This is a genomic window from Flavobacterium jumunjinense, from assembly GCF_021650975.2.
Lineage (GTDB): Bacteria > Bacteroidota > Bacteroidia > Flavobacteriales > Flavobacteriaceae > Flavobacterium > Flavobacterium jumunjinense.
In genome coordinates, this window is record NZ_CP091285.1 from 453,553 (window position 1) to 476,188 (window position 22,636).

A 22,636-nucleotide genomic window follows, 5' to 3' on the forward strand; every position below is an offset into this window, starting at 1 on the left:
AAAAACATTCATGAAATATTTATTCTATTTGGCTTTTTTTCTTTTTAGTTTTTGTTCTTCACAAGAATCTAAAATTAATGGAATTAGCTTTGTTGCTTCAAACAGCTTAACTTCTGAAAAAGAGATTGAACCTATTCTACACTCTAATGCAAACTGGGTTACTTTGATGCCTTTTGCATTCATGAAAACAATAAACGACACCGCATTATTTTACAATTCTAACAGGCAATGGATTGGAGAACGCAAAGAAGGAATTGAACACGCGGCAAATCAATTTAAAAAAAATAAAATAAGTGTAATGTTGAAACCACAAATTTGGATACCCAATGGTTTTACAGGACACATTAAAATGAATAGTGAACAAGAATGGATTTCTTTGGAAAAGAACTACGAAAAATTTATTTTATTATATGCTCAAATTGCAGAAGAACAACAAATAGAATTATTATGTATCGGTACAGAGCTGAATACATTTGTAATTAATAGACCCGAATATTGGCAACAATTAATAATAAAAATTAAAGCCTTATACAAAGGCAAACTAACTTATGCTGAAAATTGGGACACATTTGAAACGGTTTCTTTCTTTAAGAATATAGACTACATTGGTATTGATGCCTATTTTCCGCTCTCGAAGGAAAAAACACCTAGCATTTCTGAAATTGAACAACAATGGATGCAACATAAAAATAAAATAGAAAATTTAGCAAAAGAGTTAAACAAAAAAGTACTCTTTACCGAATTTGGCTATCAAAGTATCGATTATACAACTAAAGAACCTTGGGATTTTAACCAAAAAAAGACACTTAATTTAAAAGCTCAATCTAATGCGCTGCAAGCACTTTTTAATACTTTCTGGAAAGAAGATTGGTTTGCTGGTGGTTTTTTATGGAAATGGTTTGATGATTATGAAAATGTTGGTGGTTTGGAAGACACTGATTATACGGTACAAAACAAACCTGCATTTCAAATTATACAAAATGAATATAAAAAAATGCGATAAGGGTTTCTTATCGCATCTCTCTCAAAACTAAAATCAAATGACAACTGATATAAATTAAATTCTCTTAACTATATTTTTAATAGACGTATTCCCTTCAATGTCTAAAATTTCTAAATAATACACCCCTTGTTTCAAATTTGATATATCGGTTGTTTCTTCCATGTTTTCTTTTTTTACCAAAACAACTTGTCCTAAACTATTATATACTGTAATGGTTTCAATTTTTACATTATTACCAACCTCAACAGAAAAAACATCATTCATTGGGTTTGGATACACAGTAAAATTATCTGAATTAAACACGGTACTTGATAATGCGGAACAATTAGAAGTTGTAAAAGGCACATAATTACCAAAATCCCAAAAAAGGTCAAAGTCTTCACATAAGAAATAAATCGTATCAAAATCGGAGATTGTAACCGAATTAGGAATATTCTTTGTGAAAGACATAGCACCATTCCCAGAGATTATTCCCATTTCGATTTTTGGTAGTGATGCAAAATTAAATGTATTCTTCAACTGTGCATCTGTTAGCATTCCTCTATCAAGAATATACACCCTTACATCTGGTCCTGCTGCGGTTGAAAAATTACTTCCTGTGTTTAACGAAACCGTACTGTTTGTATTTAAGACCACATTAACCGTTCCTTGCACATTATACATTGTGTTCGATGTATTGTTCCCGAAATTTGTACCTGTTGCAGTACATTGTGCTTGCCCAAAATAGGAAGTAACTAAAAGAGTAAATAAATACGTATTTTTTTTCATAGCTTATTTTGTTTGTTATTTTCATTACAAAATTGATAATTAACAAACATATCGCAGTATACCATTTTACATGAATACTTGTCTTTTTTACTTTTTATGCATTTTTATCAATAAAAAAGGTTTAAAAATTAGTTTAATTTAAATTTTATCAAAAATAATTAACGATAAAACACAAACAGGTTAATTTAGTATCAGAAATCGATAAAATACCATCAGCTTAACACTCTCTTAACAAATAAATTTGTAGTGATTACATATTAACTATAAAATTAATCACAAATGAAAACAAAATTATTATGTTTATTTCTATTCCTATTCGTTATTGAACTAGGAAATGCCCAACATTTAAATTGTAGAGTAAAAGAAGAAAACGATGTTATTTATCGTAGGTTTCCTCAAGCATTGAAAGAAAAAAATGCTTTTGAGAAACAGAGCTCTAGAATTCAAAAAAACGGTAATTATGGTAAAGCTCCCAACGCAACCTATACTATTCCTGTAGTTTTTCACGTTTATGGAACTTCTCATAATGGACTAACTGTTACTTCTCAGAAAATCGTAACCGCACTACAAAAAGTTAATGATGATTTTAATGGTTTAAATCCTGATTTCAATTCTGTGGAATCTTTTTTTCAATCTAGAAGATCAACTTTAAATATTGAATTTAAATTAGCTAAGATTGATCCGAACGGAGCATGTACAACGGGTATTATTTTTCATGATGTTAAAAGCGGATTTGGTAATGGTGGAGGTTATGATTCTGAAATTCAAGCAGACGCATGGGACAATTATAAGTACATGAATGTCTATATCCAAAATGATTTATACGATGATGGAGAAACTACTAATTCTGGAGTAGCTTGGTACCCAAACACTTCAATGTCTGACTACAATCTTGCAAGAGTTGTCTATAATGGGGCTTATCTTTACGGAAATACAAGCGACGAGTTCGCCTCTGTATTGACTCATGAATTTGGACATTTTTTTGATTTAATTCACACTTTTGAAGGTGGTTGTACTGGTTCTGACCAAGTTAGCGACACTCCTCTAGAAAACGGAACACATGATTTAAGCTGTACTCCTGGAACCAATTGCAATGGTGACAAAGTGAATATTGAAAACTATATGGGCTATAATGGTGCCTCTGGTTGCTACAAAATGTTTACACAAGGACAAGTGAATAGAATGTTAGCCGCTTTACAACATCCAGCGCGCACAGCATTATGGCAAAATGCCAACTTAACAGCAACAGGTGTTAATTCTACTGGTGGCTACATTGCTTCAGCGACAGCTACTTTTAAAGAAGATATCGCCAACAATGGTACATTTACTTCAAACGCTGTTATAAACGCTACAGCAGCTACTTTTTCACAATCTAATGGTGTGTTTACGCAAGGAACACATTACACACATACTTTCCCAGCAGGATTAACACCTGTTGTTACTGTAAATTCTAATTCGCAAGTTACTGTTACATTAAATGGAACAGCAACAAGTCATTTGGAGGCAAATAATGTTACTTCAAAAATAACATTTCTTCCTGCTGCGTTTACTGGTTCTAGCACTATCTATTGTAATTCTATTTCTTACTCTGTTAAGTTTAGAGATCCTTATGGTATTTTCTTTGTTGATATGAATGATGCTACTGTAGCAGGAAGTACTACTTGGAAGTATTTTGAAATTAGCAGAGGAGATAGTAAAGCGTATGGTGCTTGGATATTTGCTACCAATCATTTAAAGCTAGAGACCTATGGCAAACGTATAATCACTAATACTGGTTCTAGAAACATTACTCGTCTTGGTTTTAACGTTCCTATTAATGCTTCAAATAACTTTACTGCTCCAGGTGCTTATCCGGATCAACTAGACATTAGAACTAGTTCTTTTACAAACTGGGATGGAGAAACTGGCTACATTGGTTTTGAATATAAAATTGATGGAGAAACCTGTTATGGTTGGTTTAAAGCAAATGTTGCCGCTGGTGGAAGTAGCTATACAATTACTGAATATGCGTATAACACAGAACCTGGTGCAATTATTTATACTGGAATGACACCTAAGACAGTAATTACAGTAAGCCCGAACACTTTAGCAGAAGATATAGCAAACAATGGTAGTTTTTCTACTTTTTCAGCAATCAAACTATCTACTAATAATGGAACTTTTACACAGTCTACGGGTACCTTCACACAAGGAACTCATTATACTATAAGTGGAGTACCAACTGGGTTGACTCCTGTTCTAACACTACAAAATAACAACGAAGTTAAATTAACTTTAACAGGTAATGCAACACAACATGATCAAGCAAACAATACTAATCTCGTTATTACTTTTAACAATGCAGCCATTACAGGTGGAATTAGCTCCTTAGAATCTAACGCTGTTACTATTGCTTTAAATTTTGAAAATCCATACGGAATTTACTATGTAGACAATGCCGATTTAACTGTTTCTGCATCGAATGTATGGGAATATTTCACTATTGAGCCCGATGCTGATGATGATGCTTATGGGTTATTTGTTGATGCTTCATCTCAAAACTCACTTCGATTAGAAACCTATGGAAAGGCTTTAATTTGTAATGGTACAACACGAAATGTAACGTATTTAGGTTTAGACGAACCTGTAAATGCAACTCGTAATTTTGTAGATGGTGGAGCTTATCCGGATTTACATGTAATTAGAAGTACTCAATATACTACTTGGGACAATCAAACGGGTTATATTGGTTTCCGTTATTATAGAAATGGAAATCCTTGTTATGGTTGGTTTAAAGTTATTGTTTCGCCTAATGGTTCGAGTTATACACTAACCAACTATGCTTACAATACTGAGCCAAATGGCACCATTTATACGCCAAGTACGTTATCTGGATCTGATTTTGATAATGATAATAACTTCAGTATTTATCCAAACCCTTTCAATACTTCTTTTACTATTGAATTAAATAATGAGTCTAGTACTACTACCGTTATTGTTTCTACTTTATTAGGTCAAGAGGTATTTAATAGAACATTTAACAACAGTGCAAACGAAATCAATATTGACTTAAATACATTATCTAAAGGAATCTATTTGGTAAAAATTATTGACGATAAAGGCACTATGAAAACTAAAAAAGTAATTAAAAAACAATAAAAACTTTACGCTAACCAACCTTAAATTTTTATCGAAATTACTTTTTAGAATCAGGCTGTCAATAATTGACAGCCTGATTTGTTATGATGAACAATATGCTTTTTTATTGTGCTCTTATTTCATTTTAAATTCCCACTGAAATTCATCCATTATAAATTGTTCTAGTTCGGAATATTTATTTTTTTCACTTTCATCAATTGGGAAATAGGTTTTAAAACTAAACTGATTGTATTTTCCTTCTTTTTTTTGTTCCACTACATAGAAAGAGTGTGGTTGATGTAGCGCAGGATAAAAATTTTCTTGTGATTCATATTGAAATAGATTTAGCGAATCTATTCTATATCCCAATATGGATACCTATTTTCTTTTCCAAATAGCCCTTTTAATTGCTATCATAATTATCATTTACTATCTCGCACTAAATAATTATAGCGATGATTAAAAATTTTTGAGAAATAACTATCCAAACGGAAATTTCGAAAAAACAACCAGTCTCAAAACCCTTTAAGAAAACAATATTGATCGGTATACAACCTATGCATTCGTACATCGAGTGCATTCCATTTTTAAAACCTGTGACTTTTTTTGTTGACAAAAAAAAATGTCACAGATTTTGTGACATTATCAAATTCAAATGAAAAACGTCACACTTTCTGTGACAAACTGAAAAGCAAATATATTTTTGTCACCACTATTTATAGTAGAACGATAGTATACTAGAGCAAAAAAAATGCCAAATTCATTATTACTCATTTATTCTTAATATATACTCCTATTATCTCATCTTATGGGTCTAATCAATTTGCTAAGAAGAAACAATAAACAAGATGAAGTCGATGTAATAAAATTTACATTAGCCTGAGTGATTTTCGATAGAAAACTATATACAAGAAAAAATTCATTAAAACGATTCTCGATACATGGTTTGTAAAATTACTATTCGCATTTTACAAACCCTACTCGAACTGACGGAGTGTAGCTATACAACAAAAAAATATAGGTTTTTTTTTTAACACTTATACTTACAAAAACAGAACACTTCATTACTATTACTTTTTCAGCACTTCGATAATTTCTTTCAATTCTTTTATACGTTCTTCGTATTGTTCTATTAGCTTTTCGGAAAGTTGATTTACCGTTTGTACTTTTTGAGCTGTTTCATTTTGTATGTTACTCTCTTTTAGATTGTTATTTGTTTTTACTAATTCTTCCAGTGTTACTTGAAAAATATCACAAATTCTTTCTACATGATTTGCCCATGAAGTACTTGCTCCGTTCTCTATTCGTGCATAAGCAGATTGAGAAATAGATAAATAATCTGACGCTTGCTCTTGTGACCATCCTTTTTCTTTGCGAAGCGCTTTCAATTTATTTCCAATTATCTTATTCATATCTAGTCTATTCTTAGCTATAAAGTTATTTTTTACTATTTTTGTTATAGTTAATTGCTCTTCAATACCAAAAATAGCAATTATATTTGCTAAAAATAACAAAATGGACATTAAAATCTCTAATATTAAAGAAAGAATTTTATACTTTGCTAAAAATCAAAACATTAGCTACGAGTCTTTTTGTGAATCTATCGGTATGACCTATGGTAGTTTTAAAGGAGTAGCCAAGCAAAGACCCTTAAACTCTGATGCTTTAGAAATTTTAATTACCAAATATCCTGAAATTAATTGCGAATGGTTGTTGATTGGAAAAGGTGCAATGTTACAAAAAGAAGAAAAGACAATTGAAAATGTTATTTCTCTTGAAACTTCCTTAAGAAAAGAATTGGATTTAAAGAACCAAGTTATTTCTCATTATAAAGAAAAGGTTACTTTTTTAGAAGATAAAATAAAGGCAATGGGTACAGACCTTGAAAGTGACGAACCAGCATTACTGCAAATGATTAAAGAAATTCATCATATTACAGTTAGTAATGCAATAAATGATATTATTAAGGTTAATGAAGGAGAAGAGCATAAAGAAAAGGGCAAAAAAAAGCAATTGAACCCATAAAAAACACTTACTGTATGTTTTTTAAAATTCTATTCTTGAAATTAGCTTGTCTAAAATACCTTTAGACACATCATCATCTAACTCTTGAAGTTTTTCTTTTATTTGCAAGAAGACCCTATTCGCTTCTTCCGAAGTAATAAGCCCTTCTTGTTTTTCTTTAAGGGTAGTTTTTGCTAATGATAATAAAATTGTTAGCTCTTTATTTATCATGGATTGCAATTTTTAAATCTAACAATGCCTCTAATAGCGATACTTTGTTTTTATAGTACTTTTCTTTTTTAATGAATTTATCTACAAAAAGAATGAGCAACACGAAACAAATTACCACTGCAAATGCATAATGATAGGAATATCCCATGTCTGATTTATTGTTACTTAATACCCAAAACAGATTTGCACTATATATAAAAATAGGAAAAATGAAGCTTATTCTTAAGGGTCTAAAATTTGCACCTATAGCTAAAATTATAGGGGATAAAGTTGTAGTTAGAGCATAAATAAAATTAGTAGTTGAATTGTATTCAAAATTATAATCAAACTCAAAACCCAACTTATCTGAATAAGTTATTAATGCAGATATAACTACTAGAAAAGTTCCAAAAAATCTATCTTTCATATATTCACCAAATTAATTTCTAGGAGGAACAATCGTACCATCCTTTGTCCTAGGAGTACCATTACTGTCTGTAGATTCTGTGACATCATCTCCACCGACAACTACAAGCAGTTGCTTTCTTGTTAAAACTTCAACTTTTAATTGTTCTTTTTTGAAAATTTTCATAATAAACTTTTTATTTGATTAATAGTGATAAAAGTAATCATTCTAAATAGTTTATAAAACCTAATGCAAATTTATATGAAAGCTTTCAATTTATAATTACAGAAAAAATATACTTATTGTTAAAGTTTGCTATTGCGAGCTTATTTTCTATTTTAAATTAGAGATTATGTTATTACATTGCACTAGTAAATCCCTTACAGAAAGAATAATAGTCCCAAGTAAATGATCTTTATGCAAAAAGAGAACGACATTACCCGAAAAACGCATAAGACCCTGGTTGTAAACTGCTTAATTTAGCCTTATCAAATTTTTATGTTTAACAAATTAATAATTAACATTATGAAAAAAATGGAAGTAAGCCAAATGGAAAATTTGGAAGGCGGTAGAAAGTTTTGGGGATGGAGTGATTGGGAACCAACAGGCCCTTGCGTTAATGGGTTTCAAACTCTAGTAAGGACACATTTTGTGCTTTTCATCACAAACACACACGATTATAATCATGTCGCTTGTTAATTAACTTAAGAGAGGTTAAAACCTCTCTTATTACATTTTTATATTATGACTAAACTTACTTATATTCTGTTTTTTATATTGTTTTCAAACTTAATAATTTGTCAAACAATCCACTTAAAAGATCATATGACAAAAAAAGAAATACCGTTTGTAAACATGTTATACTATAGTGGTGATAAAATTATTGGAGGTGACTATTGTGATGCAAATGGGAACTATAGCATAAATAATTTAAAAGAAATAGAAGAAATAGAATTTTCCTGTATTGGTTATGAAACATTAATTGTTGAAAAAGAAAACATAAAAGACACTATATACTTAAATAGTTCTGAAATTGTATTAAATGAAATTATAATAACAAATTCAAAAAAAGATAATGAAACTCACATAGGCTACAATGATTTCAAAAAGAAATTTTCTATTTCTGGAAGTAAAGGTATTGAATGTGCTGTTTTTATTGAGAACACTTTTAATATAGAAAAAAAAATATCTTCTTTTTTATTTAAACTTGAAAAGAAAAACAAAAATAGAATAGCCGTAAGGATACATTTATATAAAAAGAATGACGCAAATGAACCATCGAACGAACTAATTGATTCCGACATTATTTTCTATATCAATAAAGGATCTAAGGGGCAATTCGATGTAGAACTTTCAAGTTATAATCTAACTTTACCCTTAGAAGGTGTTTTTATAGGTTTAGAATGGCTTGGTACAATAAACGATGAAGGTCAGTTTTTAAATAGCAATGAATGGAATAACACACAAATAGAATTTAATGATGAATTAGAAACCCCTATAACTTATTTTAGAAATAGATTTAAAACAGGGATATGGAATGACACGAGAAGGTTAAAAAAAGATTTAGAGAAAATAATAAAGTTTACAAATTTTCCAAATGCTTCTTTTGGAATAATGGTAGCAGATAAATAATTAAATCTCAAAAAAACACACTTAAATGATTGTTCTAACTTCTCCGAATTATTAACAAAGTCACAAATCATTACTACACTTGGTTTGAAGAATAATTAGCCGATAGATTATGGTGTTGTTGAACGATTTAAAAGGGAAACACCTGACCTCTAGTATTCAAATTATAAATTTCTTTTAGAAATATTCGATTAACAATAATTTAAAAAAATATGAATCAAAATAAAACTATAAGAAATGTATTTCTTACATTCCTTGCCTATATATTATTTTCTATTCTATTTTCACATTTTCATTATTTAATTTTAAACATTGAAACTCTAGAGAAAAATGAATATTTAAAAGATTTTCCTAAACTATCAAGAACTAGTTTTAGCTTTTCTAACATTTACATTATAGCTATAAAAGAACTTATTAGTACTTTGCTTGTAAGCTTATTAATTTTTATCAGTTTAACGCTTTATAATAATAAGATACATTTTTTAACTCTTTTAGATTCCATAATTAAAGCAAAATATATATTTTTAATTTCCATTTTACTTGAAATAATTTATTTAAAATATGTCCTTATAGATTTTACACTATTAGACCTTAACCATTTTTCTCCTCTTTCTTTAATCAATTTATTTGATTATTCTTCTGTAGAATTATGGCTTATTTACCCTTTACAAACCATAAATCTTTTTGAGATCTGTTTTGTTTTTTTAATTACATATTTTATCAACAAAAAAACAAATATTAGCAAAAAAATGAGTTTCAAAATTGTTGCTACTAGCTATGGCAGTGCATTACTTTTATGGATCTACACAGTTATACTTTTCACTTTAAACAATAGCTAGTTCATACTATTTACATTCTTCAATACACGAACATGAGATTGCTTAGCTTTTGCTTTGCAACGTCTCGCAATATCTTATATAATGAAAAAATATTTAAAAATAATTCTCCCTTTACTTGTACTATCACTTACTGGTTTTATGGGCTACACAGTGGTTTCTAAAATAAAACATAAAAAAGAGATTGCAACAAAGATTAAAAAAATCCCTAATTTTTCATATAACACGCTTAATGATGGAGCTTTTACGCTTAATAATTTAATTACAAACAAGGCTGTGATTTTTATTTATTTTAATAGTGATTGTAATTTTTGCAATCATGAAGCCGAAATGATTCAACAAAATATTGATAAATTAAACAATATTCAAATTGTCTTTGTTTCGTTTGAAGATGATGAGAAAATTGTTGCTTTTGCAAATTCATATAATTTACTTGGTTATGATAACATTCATTTTTTACGTGATACAGCACATTCTTTCACTTCTACTTTTGATGTAAATTCTTTGCCTTCACTCGTTCTATATGATAAGAACCATATGCTAATTGAAAAGATCAAAGGACAAGTTAAGATTGAAGCGCTAATTGAAAAATTAAAAATTAAAAACTAGGAAGTACCGTTACTTAGTTTCTTCTAAAATAAGAAAAGAAATGAATTTAAAACAGATACAAAAAACACATGTTTTACAACTTGATCAATCGGATTGTGGAGTAGCTTGTTTACTTTCTATTATACAATTAAATGATGGTGATTGTACTCTTGAAAAATTGAGAGCACTTAGTGGTACAACTAAACAAGGCACTACTATTTTAGGGTTATATCAGGCCTCAAATCAATTAGGTTTTACTGCCGAAGGATGTACTGCCGATATTCAAGCCTTAATTAACCATAAAGAAGCTGTTATCCTACATGTTATTATTGATGAAAAGCTTCAGCATTATATTATTTGCTATGGCTATGATGCTGATAAAGGTTTTTTAATAGGTGATCCTGCCAAAGGGCTTTCTTATCTTTCTAAGGAGACGCTAGATGCTATTTGGATCTCTAAATCATGTTTGACTTTAGCCATGAATACTTCTTTTGTTAAAACAACTACAACAAAGCAATCCAAACAAAAATGGTTTTTGAGTCTATTGCAAGAAGATTATAAGCTACTTATGCTTTCTGTTTTATTGGGTGTTTTTATTGCTGGATTAGGAATGACAATGTCAATTTTTTCTCAAAAATTGATTGACGACATTTTACCTTCAGAAAACAAAACAAAATTATTTTCGGGCATTGCGCTTTTAATGGTTTTACTTTTAACCCGTGTTGGCGTTATTGTTTTAAGAGAGTTTTTTTTGATGCAACAATCTAAGGATTTTAATAATCGAATCAATTCTCAGTTTTATAGTACTCTACTACATTTACCTAAGTCTTTTTTTGACACTCGAAAAACAGGTGAATTAGTTGCTCGATTAAATGACACACAACGTATTCAAAAGGTTATTAAACAATTAGCAAGTAGTTTAGTTATTGATGTTTTAGTTGCTATCATTTCTACTGTTTTTTTATTCATTTATTCTTGGCAGGTTGGTATTATTTGCTCCGTTAGTTTACCTGTTTATTTTATTATTATTTATTGCAGTAATAAAAAAATAATTCAAGCTCAAAATGGTGTTATGCAAAATTATGCGATTAACGAGAGTAATTATATTTCGAGTATGCAAGGTATTGCAACCATTAAGAACAACAACAAACAACTTACTTTTAGCAAGGCAAACGATCTGATTTTCGGGGTGTTTCAGGACAAAATTTTTAATTTAGGAAAAATCAATATTACATTATCTTGGCAATCTGGAATAGCGAGTGTACTTTTTTTGATTATAATATTAATTTACACCTCTATTCAAGTTTTAAATAAAGATATCAAACTTGGTGAATTAATGGCTGTTTTAGGCATTTCGGGTGGATTATTACCTTCTATTGCTAATTTAGCTTTAATTAGTATTCCTATAAATGAAGCGAAAATTGCTTTTAACAGAATGCATGAATTTGCGTCTATTGAAAAAGAAAAAAACGAAGGTAGTATTATTTCATCTTTAGACTCTATCATTATTGACTCCCTTTCTTTTCGTTTTGCTGGTAGAAAAGAATTATTAAAAAACATTACACTTTCATTAACGAAAGGAACAATTTCCGCTATTGTAGGAGAAAGTGGTTCTGGAAAAAGCACTTTAGGACAGATATTACAACGTTTTTATAATTTGGAAAACGGAAGTATTCTTATTAATAATGAATTTCAATTAAATGACATTGAACTGGATAGTTACAGAAATTTAATTGGTGTTATTCCACAGGACATAACTATTTTTAATGGAAATGTTATTGATAACATTTTATTAGGAGAACATGTTGACATTGAAAATATTGGTGCTTTTCTAAAACAATACGGCTTTGATGTTTATTTTAATAGGCTACCGCAAGGTGTAGCAACAATATTAGGTGAAGAGGGTATAAATTTATCGGGAGGACAGAAACAAATTATAGCATTCGCAAGAGTGCTTTATAAAAAACCTGAGTTTTTAATTCTTGATGAAGTCACTTCTGCAATGGATAGAAATACAGAAAAATTTAGCATGCAAATTTTACAGAAAATCAAAAATGACTGTATCATTTTATTCATTTCTCATCGCCTGCATACTTTAAAACAATTTGCAGATACTATTTATGTTTTAAGGGATGGCATTATAAGCAATTCGGGAAATCATGAAGTACTAATGCAATCTGATAATTTTTATAGTGATTATTGGAAAGTATAGGCATAAAAAAATCCCGATAGCAATCGGGATTCTAATTATTTAATTACTTAACAAAGTATTCAATTGATTGGTTAAAGCTGTTTTACTTTGCAAACCGTTTTGTCTTCCTACAAGTTCTCCGTTTTTAAAATAGAACAAGGCAGGAATACTTCTTACATCGAATTGTGCAGCTAATTCTTGGTTGGTATCTACATTTACCTTTGAAATAATGGCTTTTCCATCAAAGTCATTTGCCAATTCTTCAAGTGTTGGGTGTAACATTTTACAAGGTCCACACCAATCTGCGAAAAAATCTACTAAAACAATTTCATTATCATTTATTGTATTTTCAAAGTTAGAATTATCTATTGTATGTATCATTTTATTAGTATTTTAAAACTAAGGTTAGCAATATAACTAATACCATTTATTATTTTAATTTACTGGTATAACCTTAGTTTCTGGGTTAATTATAGTTCTGGTGCAACTGGAAAGTCAATTGCAACGTTAGTAACATTATGAAACAAGTTGGTAACTGTGATAATACCTATTGCAACAATTAGATCGACTAGATTTTCTTTAGTATATCCTACGGCATAAAAAGCTTCTACTTCGCTCTCTGAAACCTGACCTCTTTTGTCTGCAATTGATCTTGCTGTTTGGGCTAGAACACTTGTTTTATTATCCCAACTTGCGTTTCCTTTTCTTAATTCTAAAATTTGTTCGTCTGTAAAGCCGTTCATTTTCCCAATTGCTGTGTGCGCTGATTGACAATAACGACATCCGTTTAATTGACTCACTGCTAAATCGACAACTTCTTTTTCTTTTTTTGTTAATGATGTTTCCGATCCTGAAAATTGCAAATAGCTACCTAATGCATTTTTAGAATGAGCCATTGCTGCATAAATATTAGGAACAAAACCTACTGCTTTTTGAAGGTTATCGAAAATTGCTTGGTTGTTTTCTGAAACTTGTTCTCTTGTTGGTACTGAAAAATTTGACATTTTTAAAATTGTTTTATTGTTATTATTATTGTTTTGAATTATATAAATAGGAATTCGTCATTACAGTAGTTATCTGAAATGAAATGTTTGTCGCAATATGTTTTTTCTTCTATTGCAATTGTTTTTTTTGATTGTATGGCGATAAAAGGAAAGTTGATTCCTTTTAATGTTTCTGATATAAAGTGTACTACTCTCATAATTTCTTTGCTTTAAATTGATAGTACAAAGTTGCAAAGAAAGAGCGCTATGGAGTTAGACAGGATTTCCCTTTGAGTAGGTAATTCTTCCTACAACAGCATTTATAACTTAAATTTATTGTTATAAATGGTATTATATCTTGTTTGATACAATTAATTCTTAATGATTTTTTTCAAAAGTTCGAATGCGAAGCGTATCGAGGAGATTTTGTTTTTCAGTAGATGAGTTCTCGATACACTGTTTATAAAATTACTGTTCGCATTTTATAAACAGCACTCGAACTACGTTTTTAATAATTAACCCAAAGGATATTATATAGTTTTCTTGAAGTCGGAAGGAGAAACACCTTCTATTTTTTTGAAGAAACGACTGAAAGTTTGCAGGTCTTCATAACCTACTTCATAGGTAATTTCTTTGATGGATTTATCAGAATAACGTAGTAATCGCCTTGCTTCTAATAGTATTCTATCTTGAATAATTTGTAAAGGTGATTTTTCTCCGTATTTTTTAAAAAGATTGGATAAGGTTTTTGGACTTTTGTTTAGCATTTCTGCATAATCTGCTACTTGGTGTTTTGTTTTGAAATGTGTTTCTACCAAATAATTATAGGCGCGAACGATATCGAGTTGTTGTTTATCAAAGTGTGTGAGTTCGGTTTGTTCTTTATAGATGCGCGTGCATAGAATTAGGAAACGCTTTAACATCATTTGAAGCATGTCGTTTTGCAAATCGTCTTTGGATTCCATCTCTATACTAAACATTTTCCAAACTATTTCAAGCTTTTCCATTTCGTCTGTTGGAATTATTATTTTAGGGAGTTGCGATGCTCCAAAAAACAACATTCCTCTACATCCTACTTCGCTATCATGATCTGAAATACAATAGAACGCACGATTGAAACGTATTAGTCTTACTTTTTCAACTTCAAGAATTTCAACTTTATGAAATTCAGTTAAAAATACAATTGTATCTTTTTTAAATAACATTTCGGTTTCATCTACTTTAATTTTTAGGGTTTCCAAACACCAAATAATACACAAACCATCGGCAATTTTCTCTTTAAGTAATTCACAATTGCTTTCGTTAATTTCTTCTAAACGAATGAATTCATTGATTTGACCTGTGTATAACATAATTATTAAGTTTGTTCGAATTTAAAAATTTAAAATAACACTTGCTACATGATTGGCAGCAATTATTGCACCTTCCATATAACCAGGAAATTCGGATGCAGTTTCTGTTCCAGACAAAAAAAGTCTATCATTATAATAGTTTTCTCTAAAAATTGGATGACCATTGTTTTGATGCGGAAACACAAATCCTTCTTGACTAGCATTCTTAGTATATTCTTCTTCTGACCAAATAGTTTCGTGATAATCACTATAATCTAATGCTTCTTTACCGAAAATCTTTTCCAACTGTAAAAGGATTTTTGTTTTTCTTTCTGCTTTAGAGTATCGAACCATTTCTCCGTTTGCAAAACCACACAAAGCAAAACCATTCAAATTATAATTAGAATGATCATACAATTCTGTAATTGGACCAACGTTACTAAAAACTGTACCTGATATTCCTTTTACTTTCCAAAATTGGATTTTATAAACCAAAGCAATTTTTATACTGTCTTGCATCCAAGTATGTGTATTTTTGGCAATGTTTATCAGTTCTTGCGGAAGATTGGGTATGAATTTCACCTTAGACACTAAAAGCGATTGTGGAATTGTAGAGATTACAAAATTGGCATTAATTATTTGTTTATTCGTTACAACTATAGCTTTATCATTTGTAAAATCTATTTCTCTGACAGTTTCACTAAGACTAATTTTTACTGTTTTTAATCGATTCTTAATTTGTTCAACCAATTGAGATGTACCACCAACAATTCTATAACTTGGACTGTTCTCTGGAATTTCAATTACTTGAGCTGGTGTAGCAGAAAAAGGTTCAAAAAAAGAAGAGCCTTTCATGGATTGTTCGAAAAATTCAATTTGAAATTCGCCTAATAATGCGCTAAGGTTTTTATGAATTTCATTAAACCAAGTTGCACCCATATCTACATTTGTTTCTCCAGATTGTAATGTATGAATTCTTCCTCCAATTCTATTTCTTGCTTCAATAATTTCAATATCGAAACCTTTATTTAAAAGTCGATAAGCAGTTAATAATCCGCTTAATCCTGCTCCTATAATGACAATTTTTTTATTCATAATACATAAAACTCAAATAACTGATAGTACAAAAACACTATCAGTTATTATTTTCTTTTTCAGTTAATTCAATTAATTTCTACCAGACATTACTCCACCATCTACATCCCAAATTGCACCTGTTGTCCAACTTGCAGAAGCAGAAAGCAAAAATGTAATTACATTGGCTACTTCTTCTGGTTTTCCAAATTTTCCTATTGGATGAAAAGCATTAAATCCTTCTAATGCTTTTTCTGCTTCTGCCTTTCCACCAAAAACACTATGATAGACAGGCGTATTTACTACTGCTGGTGATACTGCGTTTACACGGATATTAAAATCGGCTAATTCCATTGCTAAATGCTGTGTTAACGAATGTAATCCTGCTTTCTGCATTGAATAGGCCGAAGAAGGTGTTGCTTTTACCGCTTGTTTTGCCCACATTGAACCAACATTTACAATGCTTCCTCCTTTGCTCTCCTTCATTTTTTTGGCTACTGCTTGTGTAATAAAAAAGAAGCCTTTATTCAAATTCATATAGGAATCATATTCTTCAATAGTATGATCTAGGAAAGGTTTTGGTCCAAAAATACCAGAAGCATTCACTAAATAATCTATCTTTTCTATAGTTGCCAATTCTTTTATAAATTGACTCACTTCTTCAATATTGCTAATGTTTACTTTATGTGTTGCCACTTTACCAACCTTTTCAATCTCTTGTTTAGCCGTTTCTAATTTAGCATCGGTCATTCCTACAATATGAACAAAAATGCCTTGTGCTGCTAATTGTAATGCTGTTGCTTTTCCTATTCCGCTATTTCCTCCTATAATTAATGCTGTTTTCATCTGTACTTTTTTTTAAATTTATATAGTACAAATGTATTGTGCTATGGTTTTAAAAAATGGTAATTTAAAGAGCAAGAATGGTAATTTAAGGAAGGAGACTTTGAAACTCTTTAGGTGTGATTCCTGTTGCTTTTTTGAAATACTTTGTAAAATAGGTAGGTTGATCAAATCCTAAATCAAAAGCAATTTCTTGAATTGACGATTGCTTATTGGCTAATTTTCTTTTGGCTTCAAGAATTTTAATGGATTGAATAACCACAGCAGGTGTATCTCCTAGGTATTGTTTTACAAGCGTTGTTAATTTTTTAGAATTAGTATTTAGCAACTGACTATAGAAGTCTATTTTATGAAATGTATTTTTATGCTTGTAGACTTCTTTCTTGAAGGAATAGACTAGCATAAAATCTGGATTTTTATACAACTCTTTAATTTCGTTTTTACATTTTATTCTTTCAGCAGAAAGCAATAAGCTACAGAAAAGAAAAAACAATTGTTCTTTTTGTAGCTTATCACTTATTGCTATTTCTTCATTTATTAAATCGATTACATTCCTGAATCGGCTTACTTCATCTTGTTTCAACTGAATGTAGGGCTTTCCAATTTCATTAAAAATAGATAATGAAAAACGTTGTGCTAATTCTTGATTGAATTGATTCACAAAGAAATCATTAAAATGAATTAAAACACCATCGTTGATGGAATCGGTACAGAAATAATGAATCTGATTTGTATTTATAAACACCACTGTATTGGGTTCGTGCTCTATAATTTCATAATCAATATAATGCCTGCCTTTAGACTGAAACCAAATGAATTGATAAAACCCATGAGTATGCGCTTTTGAAGCATGATCTCTATGTTTCTGAAAATAGGACTGCAAGTCATTTATTTCAAAATGTAGTTTTGAAAAATCATCTTTATGCAGATAATACTTTTTGACTTCGTCCATTTTTCAAAGATATACTATTTCAATGTTAAAGGAATTTCTGCAATGGTTTTGTCCCAACCAATTTTAATATGAACAACATTTTTAGTTTTTTCATACATAACGATAGATAAAGCTTCAATTTCTTTATCGCTCATTGTCGTTGGAACGGTTACAGAAGCAATGTCTTTTGTTGCATCATACGAATAATTCCCCCAACCATCATTTTCTGAATTTAATTTAATTGTCCATTCTTTTTCTGTTGGAATTGCAATTAAAGTATAGCGACCTGCTTTTACTGCTGTTCCTCCAAACTCTACGTCGGTTAAAAATAAAATTTCTGTAGATTCGTTTGCACCAATTCTCCAAGCTTCATTTAATTTAACAACTTTTCCAAAAACTTCTCTTCCGTTTTTTAAAGGTCTAGAATATAATATTCTAATTTTTGTTGCTGCTTCTGCTTGTTTTGTTTTGTCTTTTATAAATGCTCTTTTGGGTGCATTTTCTGGATAGTAAGCAGCGTCTAAACCGCTTTTATCTACTTTAGCAAAATCTTGTGCGTTTACCTGAAAACCTAAAGCAACGATAGCGATAGTTAGAATGATTTTTTTCATTGTTTTTATTATTTAGTTTTATTTATTACGTGTTCTGTTTCTATTCTTGAAACCTCTTTTAATTTCTTCGCTTCAAACAATTTTGGCAAATCTTTTAAAGGTATGTTTATTGGTGCTTCATAATTTATATAATCTTGAAAAGTGACTCCGTCTACTACTCTCGTATTGTAAGCTTCTCTAAAACGAATACCACCATCATTTACTTTATAAATATAGGCTAAATAGTCAATTTTATTTGTTTTCTTATTAATCCAATAATGAAATTCATCATCGAAATCTTCTCCTCCTCCTTCTTGATTAAAAGTAACCTCAACAACATGATATTCTTGATTTCTTATTGTTGTTTCTTCAATGTATTTTTTATTTACTGAAACATCATTTAATTTATAAGGCAAGGTTGCAAAATAGATTACAGAGTTTAATGCTTCTGTATATTTTTTAACGTCTTTTTCATTTGTATTTTGCAATACCTCATTTATATAGCGTTCAAATTTTCCATTGGTTACAATGTCTTTTACAATTGTATCTTTGTTTTTAAATTCAACAGTATATTTATAGTTTTCGTTATTATTTTCAAAATGATATTGTTTACTTCTAAAAACAAAACTAAAGTTGGCTGTTTTATACAACTCTCCTCCATGAGCTTTTATTGTAGCATTTATAACTTTGTCTGCTTTTGACAAAACTACTTCCTCAATGACTTCTGAGGTTACCTCAACATTATTCTGTTCGTCATCTTTTTGTTTATTATTACAAGCTGACAACAACACTAAAAATACAATTGCTAGATTGTTTATTTTTCTCATACTGTTTATTTTTCTATTGGATTAACAACTCCATTATTATCGCGATAACCTTTCGGGGAAATTCCGATTTTATTTTTAAAGAATCTACTAAATGAAGGCATGTCTTCGAAGCCTAATTCAAATGTGATTTCTTTTATTGTAATTTCTGTATTTAGTAGCATCCTCTTTGCTTCTAACACTATTCTTTCTTGAATTATTTGCAAAGGTGTTTTTGAAATATGACTAGAAAAGAGATTGGTTAATGACTTGGCGGGTTTGTTCATTAATGCTGCATATTCTGCAACCGTGTGTTTACTTTTATAATGTACCTCAACTAGAAAACTAAAATTCCTTATAATGTCCATCTTGGTTTCTTCAACATGTCGTACTTTATTTTGCTCCTTAAAGATTCTTGTGCATAAAATTAAAAAACGCTTCAGCAACATTTGAAGCATTTCTCCTTGAAGTTCATCGGATGCTTTTAGTTCATTTTGAAAAACTTTCCAAAGCAATGCAATCGCAGCATCATTCTCTTCATTTAAAAAAATTGTTGGCACTTGCGATGTTCCAAAAAACAAAATCCCTTTACAACCAATCTCGCTATCGTGATTGTCTAAACAATAAAACTGTCTGTTAAATTGAATACTATTCAAAACCTCAATAGTACTACTTTCTATTGCATGAAGTTCTGTTAAAAACATTATTTCATTTTTCTTTAAAGAATATACAACATTATCTACTGTAACATTGGTATCATTAAAAGGATTCCAAAGAATATTCAAATAGGATTCGTTTTTCTGACCGAAGTTTTCCGCTACAGTATTGTCTATTTTTGTTAACCAAAAAAACTCTCCATTTCTTCCTTTAAACTCCATGTTCTTTTATCTTATGTTTTTTTTATAGTAATCTACTATTTGATTTTGATTGTAGATTTTAGTTCGGTATAGTAAATGAATTATAGCGAAATGAAATTGAAGTTTAATGAAACCGTTTTCTCTATATCTTCTTGCCGATGTTATTACATTTTCTTGAATCACTTTAAAATTAGAGTGCTCATATAATCTAAATATCAAGTCATTGTCTTCATAGATCGTTAAATTTTCATTGTACCCATTGGTATTAAAAAACAATTCTTTTGTTACAAACAAGGATTGATCGCCTCCTCTACAGGATTTAAAATTAAATTTTGTAAACCACTGAGAAACCTTCAAAACGACATGATTACTATCGAATTTCATTTTAAAACAACCTGACAAGTATCCGTCTAAAACTGAATTGATAATTAATTTATCGAAACCGTTTGGAGGAAAACTATCGCAATGCAGGAAATACAAAATGTCTCCAGTTGCAATTCTTGCTCCAGCATTCATTTGAATGCCTCTTCCTTTTACAGAATGCTCAATTATAACTTCGGGAAATTCTTTAACTATTTTTATAGTATTGTCTGAACTTCCTCCATCTACAACTATAATTTCTTTACTATATTTCTTATTACTATTCGCAATTAGGTATTTTATATTTTTTGCTATATTTTTTTCCTCATTTAAAACAGGAATAATAATGGAAATCTTCATTCTATTTGTTTAGGCTCCAATTGTAATCTAAATATCTAACTTTTGCATCTTCATTAATATTTATTGTAGAATATTTATTTATAAAATCAATTAATGAAGTATTCTTCGATTTAAAATCTCCAGAGAACCAGCTAAAAATTTCTGATATTTTTATTTCATTTGCTTCAATTACATTTTTAGATCCATCATTAATAAAATCTTTTGTAACCGATTCTAATTGTGAATTTAACGTTTGAGGTAAAAAGGGCTTATTTAATAGATCGGGACAAGAAAAAGAGGCGCAATTAATTGCGAAATGAATTCTAGGTTCGTTCATTTTTCTTAAAATATTATGCTCAATATAGGACAATGATATGTTTTTTGATCCTAAAACAATGAACTTATCGTCCCATGCATTTCTAATATTTTTGATACTTTTAGTTGGATAATTATCAATTACTTTTTTTAAAGTATGAACATTATACGAATTAATATAATAAGCTAAAATTTCATTTCTTGACCAATTTTTTCTTGGTTGTGTTTTTTCGAATTCCGCAACAACTAGATTTAATTCGGCAACATTAGTTTTCAATTTATCATAGTTTACATTTCCTTTACTAGAAACATGATTGCTTAATAAATCGGTATAATTTCTATAGTCAAAGTTTTGTGCAAAACCCTGAACAGTTATCAATAATAGTAAAATAATTCTTTTCATATGTGTGATTTTTTTTTGTTATAGGTCACATATGTTATCGCTTTTATTCATTTGTGTTTATTTCACTAAATATAATTCAATTTGTGTTCAGTGAATTTTATTTGTTTGCAACAAACTTGTTGTTAATGGCGATTTCATAGTCGTGTGCTTTTTAATTAATGGCTATTTCTTTTCACTCTAAAATTTTAACGGATAAGCTTCTTGTTTAAGAAAGCTATCAGGAAATTCTTCATCATCATCAAAACCTAATTCAATATCCTTGCCATCTTTAGGTATATAATCACTTTTAAAGAGATAATCCCAAATGCTTAGTGAAATTCCGTAGTTTGCACCATATTTTCTAGGCATTTCTTTACTATGATGCCAAATATGCATTTTAGGATTGTTGAATATATATTTTAGAAAACCATAATCCCAACCTAAATTAGCATGGTTTAAATGTCCGATTGCAATAGTAATAAAGTGAACAATAAAGACATCTTGTATTGAAAAACCACCAATTATAGCCATAGGAACATATAACAATGTTTTGTAGACAACTGGTTCCATCCAATGGTAGCGAAGATGTGCTGCAAAACCCATTTCTTTAACAGAATGATGTACTTTGTGAAATTTCCAAAAGAACTCGTAGCGGTGTAATAATCGATGCGTGTTCCATTGTACAAAATCGGAAACAATAAAAAATATAAACAAGGCTAATGGTTTTGGCAATTCGGATAAATCGACCAATTGTAATGACTTAAGTTCTAAATTAAAGAGTCCTAAAAAATCATTAAACAATTGAGCTGTTACATTATTCATTGCCATCAGAATAATCAGGTTTAACAAAAAGAAATTAAAAAACATATAGAATGTATCTAACCAAAAATCTTTTCTAAAAACTGCTTGGTTTTTTCTCCAAGGAAAAATATTCTCTAATGCAAAAACAATTAAAGAAATAATTATCAATCCATAAAAATAATTTTCTACGTGAAGGTTAACTAATTCATTTTTCAAATAATTAAAATGATCTGAATACGAATTGACAATTATTTCTTGATATTTATTCATTGCTA

Annotated in this window: 26 protein-coding genes; 7 read left to right on the forward strand and 19 right to left on the reverse strand. The window is 29.6% G+C overall.

Annotated features, from left to right (window positions below):
* Nucleotides 1–10: 10 nt before the first annotated feature.
* Nucleotides 11–1,003, forward strand: coding sequence for a glycoside hydrolase family 113 (locus L2Z92_RS02285; RefSeq protein ID WP_236457238.1), 993 nt, complete (start codon nt 11–13; stop codon nt 1,001–1,003).
* A 54-nt stretch (nt 1,004–1,057) separates the two neighbouring features.
* On the opposite strand, the gene L2Z92_RS02290 is transcribed toward L2Z92_RS02285, so the two are convergent.
* Nucleotides 1,058–1,771, reverse strand: coding sequence for a T9SS type A sorting domain-containing protein (locus tag L2Z92_RS02290; protein WP_236457239.1), 714 nt, complete (start codon nt 1,769–1,771; stop codon nt 1,058–1,060).
* Nucleotides 1,772–2,050: 279 nt separating this feature from the next.
* Here L2Z92_RS02290 and L2Z92_RS02295 point away from each other — a divergent pair, with 279 nt between their 5' ends.
* Entirely contained in the window at nt 2,051–4,909 is a 2,859-nt protein-coding gene (locus tag L2Z92_RS02295; RefSeq protein ID WP_236457240.1) for a zinc-dependent metalloprotease, read from the forward strand.
* A gap of 114 nt (nt 4,910–5,023) precedes the next feature.
* Here L2Z92_RS02295 and L2Z92_RS02300 read toward each other — a convergent pair whose 3' ends face one another.
* The gene (locus L2Z92_RS02300) at nt 5,024–5,257 is read right to left on the reverse strand and encodes a hypothetical protein (RefSeq protein ID WP_236457241.1); all 234 of its coding nucleotides are present in this window, start codon (nt 5,255–5,257) and stop codon (nt 5,024–5,026) included.
* Nucleotides 5,258–5,958: 701 nt separating this feature from the next.
* Nucleotides 5,959–6,411: a helix-turn-helix domain-containing protein gene (locus tag L2Z92_RS02305; protein WP_236457242.1), complete on the reverse strand. Its 453-nt coding sequence runs from the start codon at nt 6,409–6,411 to the stop codon at nt 5,959–5,961.
* Between L2Z92_RS02305 and L2Z92_RS02310 the strand changes: the two genes are divergently transcribed.
* Nucleotides 6,404–6,913 carry a hypothetical protein gene (locus L2Z92_RS02310; protein ID WP_236457243.1) on the forward strand — a complete coding sequence of 170 codons (510 nt, stop codon included), beginning with the start codon at nt 6,404–6,406 and terminating at the stop codon, nt 6,911–6,913. The two genes, L2Z92_RS02305 and L2Z92_RS02310, sit on opposite strands and share 8 nt — an antisense overlap.
* 21 nt (nt 6,914–6,934) lie before the next feature.
* Here L2Z92_RS02310 and L2Z92_RS02315 read toward each other — a convergent pair whose 3' ends face one another.
* Genes L2Z92_RS02315 through L2Z92_RS02325 form a run of 3 tightly spaced genes read right to left on the reverse strand, consistent with a single transcriptional unit; the run spans nt 6,935 to nt 7,694 of the window.
* On the reverse strand, nt 6,935–7,123 hold the full coding sequence (locus L2Z92_RS02315) for a hypothetical protein (protein WP_236457244.1): 189 nt from the start codon (nt 7,121–7,123) through the stop codon (nt 6,935–6,937).
* The gene (locus L2Z92_RS02320) at nt 7,113–7,529 is read right to left on the reverse strand and encodes a hypothetical protein (RefSeq protein WP_236457245.1); all 417 of its coding nucleotides are present in this window, start codon (nt 7,527–7,529) and stop codon (nt 7,113–7,115) included. The genes L2Z92_RS02315 and L2Z92_RS02320 overlap by 11 nt, the downstream gene beginning before the upstream one ends.
* A 12-nt stretch (nt 7,530–7,541) precedes the next feature.
* Nucleotides 7,542–7,694, reverse strand: a complete 153-nt coding sequence (locus tag L2Z92_RS02325; RefSeq protein WP_236457246.1) for a hypothetical protein — start codon at nt 7,692–7,694, stop codon at nt 7,542–7,544.
* 639 nt (nt 7,695–8,333) lie between these two features.
* Between L2Z92_RS02325 and L2Z92_RS02330 the strand changes: the two genes are divergently transcribed.
* The 4 genes from L2Z92_RS02330 to L2Z92_RS02345 all read left to right on the forward strand — a co-directional run bounded on the left by L2Z92_RS02330 (nt 8,334) and on the right by L2Z92_RS02345 (nt 12,773).
* Nucleotides 8,334–9,140: a carboxypeptidase-like regulatory domain-containing protein gene (locus tag L2Z92_RS02330; RefSeq protein ID WP_236457247.1), complete on the forward strand. Its 807-nt coding sequence runs from the start codon at nt 8,334–8,336 to the stop codon at nt 9,138–9,140.
* 209 nt (nt 9,141–9,349) lie between these two features.
* Complete coding sequence (locus tag L2Z92_RS02335; protein WP_236457248.1) at nt 9,350–9,976, forward strand: hypothetical protein; 627 nt, start codon at nt 9,350–9,352, stop codon at nt 9,974–9,976.
* 81 nt (nt 9,977–10,057) lie between these two features.
* Nucleotides 10,058–10,582, forward strand: coding sequence for a peroxiredoxin family protein (locus tag L2Z92_RS02340; RefSeq protein ID WP_236457249.1), 525 nt, complete (start codon nt 10,058–10,060; stop codon nt 10,580–10,582).
* A gap of 40 nt (nt 10,583–10,622) precedes the next feature.
* Entirely contained in the window at nt 10,623–12,773 is a 2,151-nt protein-coding gene (locus L2Z92_RS02345) for a peptidase domain-containing ABC transporter (RefSeq protein WP_236457250.1), read from the forward strand.
* A gap of 39 nt (nt 12,774–12,812) precedes the next feature.
* Here L2Z92_RS02345 and trxA read toward each other — a convergent pair whose 3' ends face one another.
* The 13 genes from trxA to L2Z92_RS02410 all read right to left on the reverse strand — a co-directional run bounded on the left by trxA (nt 12,813) and on the right by L2Z92_RS02410 (nt 22,631).
* Nucleotides 12,813–13,133 (reverse strand): thioredoxin, encoded by a 321-nt coding sequence (gene trxA, locus L2Z92_RS02350; protein WP_236457251.1) that lies wholly within the window; start codon nt 13,131–13,133, stop codon nt 12,813–12,815.
* A gap of 89 nt (nt 13,134–13,222) precedes the next feature.
* Nucleotides 13,223–13,756: a carboxymuconolactone decarboxylase family protein gene (locus L2Z92_RS02355; RefSeq protein WP_236457252.1), complete on the reverse strand. Its 534-nt coding sequence runs from the start codon at nt 13,754–13,756 to the stop codon at nt 13,223–13,225.
* 38 nt (nt 13,757–13,794) lie between these two features.
* Nucleotides 13,795–13,953: a hypothetical protein gene (locus L2Z92_RS02360; protein ID WP_236457253.1), complete on the reverse strand. Its 159-nt coding sequence runs from the start codon at nt 13,951–13,953 to the stop codon at nt 13,795–13,797.
* A gap of 312 nt (nt 13,954–14,265) precedes the next feature.
* A complete protein-coding gene (locus L2Z92_RS02365) occupies nt 14,266–15,087 on the reverse strand; it encodes a helix-turn-helix domain-containing protein (RefSeq protein ID WP_236457254.1) in 822 nt (273 codons plus the stop codon).
* A gap of 21 nt (nt 15,088–15,108) precedes the next feature.
* Nucleotides 15,109–16,161 carry a flavin monoamine oxidase family protein gene (locus L2Z92_RS02370; protein WP_236457255.1) on the reverse strand — a complete coding sequence of 351 codons (1,053 nt, stop codon included), beginning with the start codon at nt 16,159–16,161 and terminating at the stop codon, nt 15,109–15,111.
* Nucleotides 16,162–16,233: 72 nt separating this feature from the next.
* On the reverse strand, nt 16,234–16,986 hold the full coding sequence (locus tag L2Z92_RS02375; RefSeq protein WP_236457256.1) for an SDR family NAD(P)-dependent oxidoreductase: 753 nt from the start codon (nt 16,984–16,986) through the stop codon (nt 16,234–16,236).
* Nucleotides 16,987–17,071: 85 nt separating this feature from the next.
* Nucleotides 17,072–17,935: an AraC family transcriptional regulator gene (locus L2Z92_RS02380; protein WP_236457257.1), complete on the reverse strand. Its 864-nt coding sequence runs from the start codon at nt 17,933–17,935 to the stop codon at nt 17,072–17,074.
* 14 nt (nt 17,936–17,949) lie between these two features.
* Nucleotides 17,950–18,525: a DUF2911 domain-containing protein gene (locus L2Z92_RS02385; protein WP_236457258.1), complete on the reverse strand. Its 576-nt coding sequence runs from the start codon at nt 18,523–18,525 to the stop codon at nt 17,950–17,952.
* Between the two features lie 8 nt (nt 18,526–18,533).
* Complete coding sequence (locus tag L2Z92_RS02390) at nt 18,534–19,331, reverse strand: DUF6503 family protein (protein ID WP_236457259.1); 798 nt, start codon at nt 19,329–19,331, stop codon at nt 18,534–18,536.
* Nucleotides 19,332–19,336: 5 nt separating this feature from the next.
* Nucleotides 19,337–20,185, reverse strand: coding sequence for a helix-turn-helix domain-containing protein (locus L2Z92_RS02395; protein WP_236457260.1), 849 nt, complete (start codon nt 20,183–20,185; stop codon nt 19,337–19,339).
* A 6-nt stretch (nt 20,186–20,191) separates the two neighbouring features.
* Complete coding sequence (locus L2Z92_RS02400) at nt 20,192–20,884, reverse strand: TIGR04283 family arsenosugar biosynthesis glycosyltransferase (RefSeq protein ID WP_236457261.1); 693 nt, start codon at nt 20,882–20,884, stop codon at nt 20,192–20,194.
* A gap of 1 nt (nt 20,885) precedes the next feature.
* Nucleotides 20,886–21,581, reverse strand: coding sequence for a DUF547 domain-containing protein (locus L2Z92_RS02405; RefSeq protein WP_236457262.1), 696 nt, complete (start codon nt 21,579–21,581; stop codon nt 20,886–20,888).
* 177 nt (nt 21,582–21,758) lie between these two features.
* Nucleotides 21,759–22,631: a sterol desaturase family protein gene (locus L2Z92_RS02410; RefSeq protein ID WP_236457263.1), complete on the reverse strand. Its 873-nt coding sequence runs from the start codon at nt 22,629–22,631 to the stop codon at nt 21,759–21,761.
* Between the last annotated feature and the right edge of the window lie 5 nt (nt 22,632–22,636).

Excerpts from the sequence above, each read along its gene's own strand:
- L2Z92_RS02345 (WP_236457250.1), top strand. The coding sequence starts at position 10,623 with ATGAATTTAAAACAGATACAAAAAACACATGTTTTACAACTTGATCAA.
- L2Z92_RS02380 (WP_236457257.1), bottom strand. The coding sequence starts at position 17,935 with ATGGACGAAGTCAAAAAGTATTATCTGCATAAAGATGATTTTTCAAAA.
- L2Z92_RS02375 (WP_236457256.1), bottom strand. The coding sequence starts at position 16,986 with ATGAAAACAGCATTAATTATAGGAGGAAATAGCGGAATAGGAAAAGCA.
- L2Z92_RS02325 (WP_236457246.1), bottom strand. The coding sequence starts at position 7,694 with ATGAAAATTTTCAAAAAAGAACAATTAAAAGTTGAAGTTTTAACAAGA.
- L2Z92_RS02310 (WP_236457243.1), top strand. The coding sequence starts at position 6,404 with ATGGACATTAAAATCTCTAATATTAAAGAAAGAATTTTATACTTTGCT.
- L2Z92_RS02290 (WP_236457239.1), bottom strand. The coding sequence starts at position 1,771 with ATGAAAAAAAATACGTATTTATTTACTCTTTTAGTTACTTCCTATTTT.
- L2Z92_RS02385 (WP_236457258.1), bottom strand. The coding sequence starts at position 18,525 with ATGAAAAAAATCATTCTAACTATCGCTATCGTTGCTTTAGGTTTTCAG.
- L2Z92_RS02315 (WP_236457244.1), bottom strand. The coding sequence starts at position 7,123 with ATGATAAATAAAGAGCTAACAATTTTATTATCATTAGCAAAAACTACC.
- L2Z92_RS02285 (WP_236457238.1), top strand. The coding sequence starts at position 11 with ATGAAATATTTATTCTATTTGGCTTTTTTTCTTTTTAGTTTTTGTTCT.
- L2Z92_RS02400 (WP_236457261.1), bottom strand. The coding sequence starts at position 20,884 with ATGAAGATTTCCATTATTATTCCTGTTTTAAATGAGGAAAAAAATATA.
- L2Z92_RS02340 (WP_236457249.1), top strand. The coding sequence starts at position 10,058 with ATGAAAAAATATTTAAAAATAATTCTCCCTTTACTTGTACTATCACTT.
- L2Z92_RS02355 (WP_236457252.1), bottom strand. The coding sequence starts at position 13,756 with ATGTCAAATTTTTCAGTACCAACAAGAGAACAAGTTTCAGAAAACAAC.
- L2Z92_RS02365 (WP_236457254.1), bottom strand. The coding sequence starts at position 15,087 with ATGTTATACACAGGTCAAATCAATGAATTCATTCGTTTAGAAGAAATT.
- L2Z92_RS02405 (WP_236457262.1), bottom strand. The coding sequence starts at position 21,581 with ATGAAAAGAATTATTTTACTATTATTGATAACTGTTCAGGGTTTTGCA.
- L2Z92_RS02410 (WP_236457263.1), bottom strand. The coding sequence starts at position 22,631 with ATGAATAAATATCAAGAAATAATTGTCAATTCGTATTCAGATCATTTT.
- L2Z92_RS02320 (WP_236457245.1), bottom strand. The coding sequence starts at position 7,529 with ATGAAAGATAGATTTTTTGGAACTTTTCTAGTAGTTATATCTGCATTA.
- L2Z92_RS02390 (WP_236457259.1), bottom strand. The coding sequence starts at position 19,331 with ATGAGAAAAATAAACAATCTAGCAATTGTATTTTTAGTGTTGTTGTCA.
- L2Z92_RS02395 (WP_236457260.1), bottom strand. The coding sequence starts at position 20,185 with ATGGAGTTTAAAGGAAGAAATGGAGAGTTTTTTTGGTTAACAAAAATA.
- L2Z92_RS02330 (WP_236457247.1), top strand. The coding sequence starts at position 8,334 with ATGACAAAAAAAGAAATACCGTTTGTAAACATGTTATACTATAGTGGT.
- L2Z92_RS02305 (WP_236457242.1), bottom strand. The coding sequence starts at position 6,411 with ATGTCCATTTTGTTATTTTTAGCAAATATAATTGCTATTTTTGGTATT.
- L2Z92_RS02295 (WP_236457240.1), top strand. The coding sequence starts at position 2,051 with ATGAAAACAAAATTATTATGTTTATTTCTATTCCTATTCGTTATTGAA.
- L2Z92_RS02370 (WP_236457255.1), bottom strand. The coding sequence starts at position 16,161 with ATGAATAAAAAAATTGTCATTATAGGAGCAGGATTAAGCGGATTATTA.
- L2Z92_RS02335 (WP_236457248.1), top strand. The coding sequence starts at position 9,350 with ATGAATCAAAATAAAACTATAAGAAATGTATTTCTTACATTCCTTGCC.
- L2Z92_RS02360 (WP_236457253.1), bottom strand. The coding sequence starts at position 13,953 with ATGAGAGTAGTACACTTTATATCAGAAACATTAAAAGGAATCAACTTT.
- trxA (WP_236457251.1), bottom strand. The coding sequence starts at position 13,133 with ATGATACATACAATAGATAATTCTAACTTTGAAAATACAATAAATGAT.